The organism is Promineifilum sp. (SeqCode) (genome assembly GCF_041918635.1).
Lineage (GTDB): Bacteria > Chloroflexota > Anaerolineae > Promineifilales > Promineifilaceae > Promineifilum.
Genome location: NZ_JAYRVJ010000029.1, coordinates 1 through 7,864 on the forward strand (window position 1 = coordinate 1; position 7,864 = coordinate 7,864).

Consider the following 7,864-nt stretch of genomic DNA (forward strand, 5'->3'; position numbering starts at 1 on the left):
AGGGCGCGGTTGGGCGCGTCGTAGCGCGTCTCGATGAACAGGCGGTGGAACTCGCGGTGCCAGTCGGGGGCCGCGCCGAGCAGCCACTCCACGTAGCTGAACAGTTGCAGCCGCCGCGGCGCGTCCCCCTCGTTCTCCAGCCGCAGCAGCCACAGCTCGCAGGGGTCGTCCAGCGGGACGAGATAGGTGAGCGAGCCGCGCAGCCCGCTGCGCCGCCACTCGATGACCGAGTAGCCGAAGCCGTGGCGCACGCGATATTCCTCTAGCGTCTGCCCGGCGGGCTGCCAGCCGGCCGACCAGAAGTCGCCGCTGTCGGCGTCGCGCAGGTAGAGGTAGTTGCCGGAATGGTCGCGCACCAGGTCTTGCTCCCAGCGGGTGATGCGGTTGAGCGAGGCGTGGCCGCGCCAGCTATAGCCGCTGCCCGTCTGGGAGAGGGTCAGGCCGTGGTCGCCGTTGGAGAGGACGTTGATCCACGGCGCGGGCGTGTCGGGGCGGGTGATGACATATTCGCGGCCGTCGTCACTGAAATGGCCGTAGGCGTTGGGTAGCAGCATGGCGGTTTCTCCAGGTTGTGTTGACATTTACCGCAGCCAAACGAGTCAGGTAACCGTTATCCCTGACCGTCAGGAGCCGGCGTGCGGGCCGGGCGGACCGGCAAGTATCCTGGGGACGTACTCAAGCAACTGAATTCTGCCGTCGAACGTCCGGCTGGCAATCATGTCGAGGGCGACATCGGGATAACGATCATAGATCCGATCATAGCCGGTGCTACCGTTGATCACGGGGAAGATCACCACCCGGAAACGGTCCACGAGGCCTGCCTTGAGGAGCGACCGGCACAATGTGAGGCTGCCAATCGTGCGCATCGGGCTATTGCCTTCCCGTTTCATCGCTCCCACAACCGCGACCGCATCCTCGCGGATCAGTTGGGTATTGGGCCACGCCAACGGGGGCCGCAGCGTCGAGGAGAACACCACTTTGGACGCTCTCGCAAGCTCGTCGAAAGCCGCTTCTTCGGGGGTGGGGGCCCCTTCTGATTCCGAGGTTCTGGATTCGACGGCCATGCTGGACATCAGACGGTACGTATTGGCTCCCATCAAGATGGTATAGTCGCGTTCAGGCGCTTGACCAAGCCAGTCGAGATACTCGGGGCCCTCAAGCCCCCACAACCCGGGCCAGCCTTCCGCAGCGCCGTAGCCGTCCAGTGACGTAATGAAGTCTATTAACAGTTCCTGCATGAGGTTTTTCCAGGGTGATCCGCAGATTTCGCAGACTAAGATCTCACGCAAAGACGCAAAGCATGCAAAGCCCAGAATTCTGAGCTTTGCGTTCTTTGCGTCTTTGCGTGAGCTTCAAAAAATCTGCGTAATCTGCGGATCATTCTTCTTCTGTTAAGGCATCACAGGCTGGGCGGCGTTCTCGCTGACGCCGGCGGTGAAGCGCTCCATAGCCAGCAGGGGGCGGATGGCCTGGCGCACGTCGCCGCGGGTGAAGTACTGCTCCAGCCGGTCATTGTGCAGGTAGTTGCCCAGCGCGGCCATGATCATGCCCTGATCGAGCGCCAGGTAGTAGGGCGACACCTCGCCGGTGTCCACGTTGACCGCGTCGTAGAAGCCCAGTTCGGTGTACACGTCGAAGTCGTCGCGCAGTTCCTCCAGGTTCTCCAGCGCCTCCTCCGGCGCGAACTCCAACGCCAGGAAGACGGCGTGGGGGGTCACGACGCCGTTGGTGTAGGCCGAGGGGGGCGGGATAGGCTGCGGCGGCCGGCACTCGCCAAAACCGTAGTCCACGTAGGTGTTATCGTTGTTGGAGGCGTAGCCGTCGGTGTTCATGCCGATGGCGTCCACGCCGTACTCGCGATAGCCGCCGGATGGGTTGTTGGAGGGCGAGAAGCCCCAATAGCCGTACTGCGCCTCTTCCAGACCGTGTTCGATCTGGGCCTGGACGTAGAGCGGGTGGTTGACGCCCCAACTGCGCGGCCCCCACTTCGCTTCAGGGACCAGCAGCTCGACCATCAGCGCCTCGAACATGCTGCCGCCCCAACTGGGCACGATGTCCATGCCCCGGTAGGTGTAATGCCCTTCGAACACATCCACGCCCAGATAGGTGCGCATCACCCCCTCCGGCTTCATCTCCGGCCAGCTCCAGTCGCAGGTGTCGGGGAAGGTGCGCCACATCTTGAAGTAGTGGGTCGGCGGAACCTGGCCCCAGGCGATGCCGATATAGCTGGCGATGCGCGGCTCGGTGTTGAGCGTGCCGTAGTGGTGGCAGGTGTAGTAGACGTCGGGGCCGGCGCCGGGGTAGTTGCCCAAGGTCGAGCAACCAGGCGGCAGCGCATCCCAGAAGCCGCCGCGCAATAGGCCGGCGCCGGGATCGTAGTAGAAACCGAAGTTCATGTCGTCGAGGATGGCCTGCGCCTCGTCGCGCAGTTGCGGCACGCTGTTGGTGACCATGATCAACGCCGCGGCCAGCCAGCCATTGTCCACCGTGGAGAGGAAGGGGTAGACCGGGTCGCCGCTGGGCGGCCAGATGGTCAGCTTCGCGCCCGTGGATGGATCATACCAGTTGTAGAACATGCCGCTGGCTTCGTGGCGCTCCAGCGTCGCCAGGGTGGTGAGCGTCTGTTCGATGCGTTGGCGCGCCTCGCGCGGCTTGATGATCTGCAAGTCGCGGGCGGCCAGAGTGCTCCAGATGTAGCTGCCGATGTTGGTCGGCGAGCTGTAGCGGGAGCGGACGCCGGCGGCGCTCAGGTTGTCGGCCGGCAGGCCATTGGGGTAGGTCATGGCGACGAACGAATCCCAGGTGTCTTCGGCGATGTCGTGGAGCAGGCGGCGCGTGTGGCCGTGACCGCCGCCCTCCGGGGGCGCGGCCGGGTCGCCCTGCGCCCCCACGGGGACGACGGCGACAGTGGACAGAAAGAGAATCAGCAGCAGGATGCGGTGACGGATCGTCGGTTTCATGGGAAAGAACTCCTCTCACGAATTAACAAGCCCGGTGGTAGGGGCGCACACACAGGTGCGCCCCTACTCAGAGGGCAGAGCGCCCCAACTCAGAGGGGAGAGTGCGCCCCAACCAACCCGGAGGGTAGACACGCAGGTCTGCCCCTACTCTTGCACGCCCAATCGCTCTAAATGGGCGTTGGCGCGGTCGATCAACGTCTGCTGACCGGGGAAAAGCTCCTCGATCTCCCGATAGATGTCTTCGGCCGAGCGCTCGTCGCCATCCGCCTCGTACAGCTCGCCCAGCCGGAGATAGACGATCCCCAGGTAGGGGTTCGTGCGGCCGATATTCTCCTGCACAAACTGCTCCGCCTCCGCGATGGTCAGGCGCTCGTTGATGATCTCTTCGATGCGCGCCTCGGCCTGGGCGGCGGCGGCGGGCACGGGGCGGGCCATGTTGTGCCGCCAGATGCGCACCACGTCGCCGTAGCCGCCGCGCCAGATGTACTCGTTGGACGTCTCGTCGAACTCCTCGAAGCCGGCCAGCGCGTCGAGGTAGTTACCGGCCTCAAAGCTGGCGTCGGCGTTGGCGGCGAAGGTGTTGGTCAGCCGCAAGGCGTCCCACCAGGCCAGGAAGTACGTGCCGACGAAGACGAGCACCACCCCCAGGACGATCACCGGCCAGCGCCACCAGCGGGCGCGGCGCGTGGCGACCGGGGGGATGGGCGATGCCTGGGCCGTGGACAGGTTTGCAGTCATGGGTCACCTCTCCGGGGGCAGACACGCAGGTCTGCCCCTACTTGAACGTCACGTTGGCAAAGGCCTTCATGAACTGGTCTTGCAGGAAGAAGAAGAGCAGGACGAGCGGCAGTGTGACCAGCGTCGTGGCCGCCCATATCTGCTGCGCGTTCTCGCCCGGCACCGACGATTGGAACTGCATCAGCCCCAACTGCACCGTCCACTTGTCCGGCGTGTTCAAGTAGAGCAGCGGGCCGAAGAAGTCGTTCCAGCTGGCCATGAAGTTGAGGATGGCGACCGTCGCCAGGGCCGGCCGGGCCAGCGGCAGGATGACGCGCAGGAAGATGGTGAGCTCGTTGGCCCCGTCCAGCCGCCCGGCCTCGATGACCTCATTGGGGATGCCGGCCATGAACTGGCGCAACAGGAAGATGTTGAACACCGTCACGGCCGCTGGCACAATGAGCGCGTGGAACTCCCCTACCCAGCCGAGGTTGTACATCAACACGTAGGTCGGGATGAGGAAGAGGATGCCGGGGATCATCATCGTCGCCAGCATGGCGCTGAAGATGTAGTCGCGGCCGGGAAACGGTATTTTGGCGATGGCGTAGGCGGCCAGGGCGCTGAGCAGGGTGTTGAGCACCGTGATGGACACGGCCAGGATGAGCGAGTTGCGGAAGAGCAGGGCCATGTTCAGCCGCTCGAACACGCCGGTGTAGCCGCTGAGGGTGATCTCGGTGGGCAGGGCGGTCGGCGAGTGCAGGATTTCGCGGCCGGGTTTGACCGAGTTCATGAGCATATATAGGAAGGGGTAGAGCACGATGATGGCCCCGATGATCAACACGGCATAGATGAGAATGGTAGACCAGCGCAGCCGCCGGCGGCGTTCGGGCCGGGCGGGCGTGGTCGCGACCGTCACTTGACTCATACATCACCTCTAATTAATCGTCCGCCGGGTTGAAGCGGAATTGGATGACCGTCAGCACCCCGATGATGAGCGCCAGCAGCAGCCCCAGCGTTGAGGCATAGCCGATATTGGAGCGGTCGAACGCCTGGGCGTATAGGTAGAGCACCGGCGTCAGCGCCTGGTTGTCCGCGCCGCCGTAGAGGTCGAAGAGCGCGAACACCTCCGTGAACATCTGCAAGCCATTGATGATGTCCACCACCAGCAGGAAGAACAGTTGCGGCCGGAGTTGGGGCAGCGTGATGTAGCGGAATTGATCCCACTCACTCGCCCCGTCTATCGAGGCCGCCTCGTACATATCGGGGCTGATGGAGTAGAGACCGGCCAGCAGAATGACGAAGCTGATGCCGAACCACTTCCACGTGTTGATGAGGGCGATCATCGGCATGGGCAGCCAGCGGCTGAACGTCCAGAACACCGGCGCGTCCAGGATGCCGGCGTTGACCAGCAAGCTCTGGATCGGCCCGGTGGGGCTGGCAAGGTAGCCGCCGACGATCATCAGCACCATCGTCGAGGTCAGCACGGGTAGGAAGTAGACTGTGCGGAAGAAGCGCCCGCCCCACCTGGCGCGAAAGACCAGCACGGCCGTCAGCAGCCCAAACCCGTTCTTGAGCGTGATGAAGATGGCCTGGTTGTAGACGATGTTGAACAGGCTTTTCCAGAAGAGCGGGTCGGCCATCCCTTGCAGCCAGTTGCCCACCCCGACAAAGGCGCGGCTCTCCGGAGCCACGAACGAGTAATTGAAGAAAGTTAGATAGAACGACAGCACCAGCGGATAAAGCCCGAAGACGATGTAGAGCAGAATCCACGGCGAGACGAAGGCGTAGCCCCACCAATGCCGGCGCATGCGCTGCCACAGCGACAGCCGGTGGCTGACCCCCACCGTCCCGGATGGCCGTTCCTCGGCGACCGTTACATTAGCCATACCCCTCTCTCCTTTCCCTACCCGGCGGGCGCGGCGGCGCGACCGTGTTCGGCCGCGCCGCCGGCCCTGGGGATGGGCGCGCTTACTGGGCCAATGCCGCCCGCGCGCGCTCGGCCGACTGCGTAACCGCCTCGTCGGGCGTCAGTTCGCCCTCGACGACGGCCTGCTGATAGACGGCCTGCACCTCATTGGCGACGGTCTCGGCCGTGGAGAACTGCTGCGGCAGCATGCCGTTCTCCAGAATGTCCACGAACGGCTGCCGCGCCGGCTCCTGGAAGTAGGGGTCTTCGCGCAGGCTGAGCAGCGTCGGCAGATAGCCCAACTCGGTAATGAATTGCCGGTTGTTCTCCTCTTCCATCATGAACTGGAGCAGGTCCCAGGCCGCGGCCTGCCGGTCCGGCGTGGTCTTCATGATGATCAGTGCCCGGCCACCGTAGGTCGTGAAGCTGGTGTCGCCCTCGTTGGGCACGGGAACCGGAGCGACGCCCACGTCCTCGCCGATGACCATCGGCTGGTCGGCGGCCGTCTCCAGGTTCGGCTCCCACGAGTAGCCGTATTGCGGCCACATGCCGATCTTGCGGCTGAAGAAATTCGTCTCCATCGTTAGCGGCGCGTACTGTTGCGCCTGCTGGGTGAACTCGAAGAACTGCTGCATCCCACACTCGGGGTCGTCGAAGACGATGTCCGAGCCCAGCCGGTTCACCAGCTGGCACTGCCCCTGATTGCTGTTGAGATAGATGGGCTGGAGCATGTTCCAGTACCAGCCGCCCCAGGCCAGCGCCTCGTTCCAGAAGACGTTGCCGTAAATGTCGCCGCCCAGTTCGTCGATGGCCCGCGCCGCGTCCAGGTACTCCGCCCAGGTCTGCGGCGGCGATTCCGGGTCAAGGCCGGCCTGCTCGAACAGGTCCTTGTTGTAGATCATCATGGTCACGTCGGCCCCGATGGGCACGTAGTAGTTGTGGCCGGAGAACTGCTCGACGATGCCGGGGTCTACCCGGTCGATCAACTCCTGGAAGCCCTCGAACTCCTCCAGCGGGACGAGCGCGTCGTCGGCCGCCAGTTGCCCCAGCGCCGGGCCAAGCGACGTGACGACCAGATCGGGCTGGTTGCCGGCGGCGATGAGCGCCTGGAAGATGCCGCCCTCCGGCTCATCCTCCACCGTCACGGTGACGCCCGGGTTCTCGGCCATGTACGCCTCGGCCAGGCCAACCAGCACATCGTGCATGGCCCCGGCCACGGATGAGACGCGGATGGTTCCAGTCGCGTCGCCGGCCGTCTCGCCCTCGCCGGCAGCTTCGGCTGTCGGCTCTTCGGCGGCCGGTTCGGCGGTGGGTTCCTCGGCTGCCGGTTCGGCAGTTGGCTCTTCCGCGGCCGGCTCTTCCGCGGCCGGCTCCTCAGCCGCCGGTTCTTCGGCCGCCGGCTCGGTGGCCGCCGCGTCGCCGGCGCCCTCTTCAGGCGTCCCACCCCCGCCACAGGCCACCAGGCCCAGGCACAACACCAGGGCCAGCCACAACAAAATCAGTCTACGCATTTGCATGTGCATGTTCCTTCTCCTTCTTAAATAACATCTGGTGTAGGGGCGGGTTTGAAACCCGCCCCTACGGACAACCACACGAACGACGGACCACCAAACGTGTCGGCAACACAACGCGCTTGGGTTCGATAGCCTCTTCCTCCTTGACCATGTTCAGCGCGGCCTGGGCCGCCTGAAAGCCCAGCTCATACGTCGGCTGGTGCACGGTCGTCAACGCGGGGGTCATGTAACTGGCGAGCGGGATGTCGTCGAAGCCGGCCAGGGCCATATCGTCGGGCACGCGCAACCCCCGCTCCTGAATGGCGAACAGGGCGTCACCGGCCATCTGGTCGTTGGCCGCAAAGACGACGTCGGGCAGCGGCTCCAACTCCAGCAGGGCGGACATGGCCCGGTAGCCCACGCCGCGCATGTAATCGCCCGGTATGACGTAGCGCGGGTCCAGCATCAGCCCGGCGGCGGCCAGCGTCTCTTCCAGCCCGCGCCGGCGCTCGGTATTGTCGCACGTGAAGTCGCTGCCGGTGATGTAGGCGAAGCGCCGGTAGCCGTGAGTCAGAAGGTGGGCGGTCAGTTGGCAGGCGCCGCCGTAGTTGTCCACGACGAAGCTGGGGGCCGCGCCGTTCTTGGTCTCCTGGATGAGGACGGCCGGCATGCCGCGGTGGACCAGGTCATCGATCTCTTCCTGGCTGAGGTCGACGGCGACAGCGATGATGGCATCGACCAGGCCGCGCCGGAAAGGCTCCAGGTTGCGCCCCTCGCCGCCCGGTCGG

At 64.7% G+C, this 7,864-nt stretch carries 7 protein-coding genes and 1 pseudogene; all 8 read right to left on the bottom strand.

Annotated elements, in window-relative coordinates; all coding sequences use genetic code 11:
- Positions 1–554: pseudogene (locus ACE3UY_RS01035) on the bottom strand (glycosyl transferase family 36); the annotation flags it as partial.
- Positions 555–623: 69 nt separating this feature from the next.
- Positions 624–1,238, bottom strand: coding sequence for a dihydrofolate reductase family protein (locus tag ACE3UY_RS01040; protein WP_374685698.1), 615 nt, complete (start codon positions 1,236–1,238; stop codon positions 624–626).
- A 153-nt stretch (positions 1,239–1,391) separates the two neighbouring features.
- Entirely contained in the window at positions 1,392–2,960 is a 1,569-nt protein-coding gene (locus tag ACE3UY_RS01045; protein ID WP_374685699.1) for a glucoamylase family protein, read from the bottom strand.
- A 144-nt stretch (positions 2,961–3,104) separates the two neighbouring features.
- Complete coding sequence (locus ACE3UY_RS01050; RefSeq protein ID WP_374685700.1) at positions 3,105–3,698, bottom strand: hypothetical protein; 594 nt, start codon at positions 3,696–3,698, stop codon at positions 3,105–3,107.
- A gap of 37 nt (positions 3,699–3,735) precedes the next feature.
- The gene (locus ACE3UY_RS01055; protein ID WP_374685701.1) at positions 3,736–4,602 is read right to left on the bottom strand and encodes a carbohydrate ABC transporter permease; all 867 of its coding nucleotides are present in this window, start codon (positions 4,600–4,602) and stop codon (positions 3,736–3,738) included.
- Positions 4,603–4,615: 13 nt separating this feature from the next.
- Entirely contained in the window at positions 4,616–5,563 is a 948-nt protein-coding gene (locus tag ACE3UY_RS01060; protein WP_374685702.1) for a carbohydrate ABC transporter permease, read from the bottom strand.
- An 82-nt stretch (positions 5,564–5,645) separates the two neighbouring features.
- Positions 5,646–7,100, bottom strand: a complete 1,455-nt coding sequence (locus tag ACE3UY_RS01065) for an extracellular solute-binding protein (protein ID WP_374685703.1) — start codon at positions 7,098–7,100, stop codon at positions 5,646–5,648.
- 61 nt (positions 7,101–7,161) lie between these two features.
- Positions 7,162–7,864: LacI family DNA-binding transcriptional regulator (locus tag ACE3UY_RS01070; protein WP_374685704.1), on the bottom strand; the 703-nt coding region annotated here is incomplete at its 5' end.

Excerpts from the sequence above, each read along its gene's own strand:
- ACE3UY_RS01040 (WP_374685698.1), bottom strand. The coding sequence starts at position 1,238 with ATGCAGGAACTGTTAATAGACTTCATTACGTCACTGGACGGCTACGGC.
- ACE3UY_RS01045 (WP_374685699.1), bottom strand. The coding sequence starts at position 2,960 with ATGAAACCGACGATCCGTCACCGCATCCTGCTGCTGATTCTCTTTCTG.
- ACE3UY_RS01050 (WP_374685700.1), bottom strand. The coding sequence starts at position 3,698 with ATGACTGCAAACCTGTCCACGGCCCAGGCATCGCCCATCCCCCCGGTC.
- ACE3UY_RS01055 (WP_374685701.1), bottom strand. The coding sequence starts at position 4,602 with ATGAGTCAAGTGACGGTCGCGACCACGCCCGCCCGGCCCGAACGCCGC.
- ACE3UY_RS01060 (WP_374685702.1), bottom strand. The coding sequence starts at position 5,563 with ATGGCTAATGTAACGGTCGCCGAGGAACGGCCATCCGGGACGGTGGGG.
- ACE3UY_RS01065 (WP_374685703.1), bottom strand. The coding sequence starts at position 7,100 with ATGCAAATGCGTAGACTGATTTTGTTGTGGCTGGCCCTGGTGTTGTGC.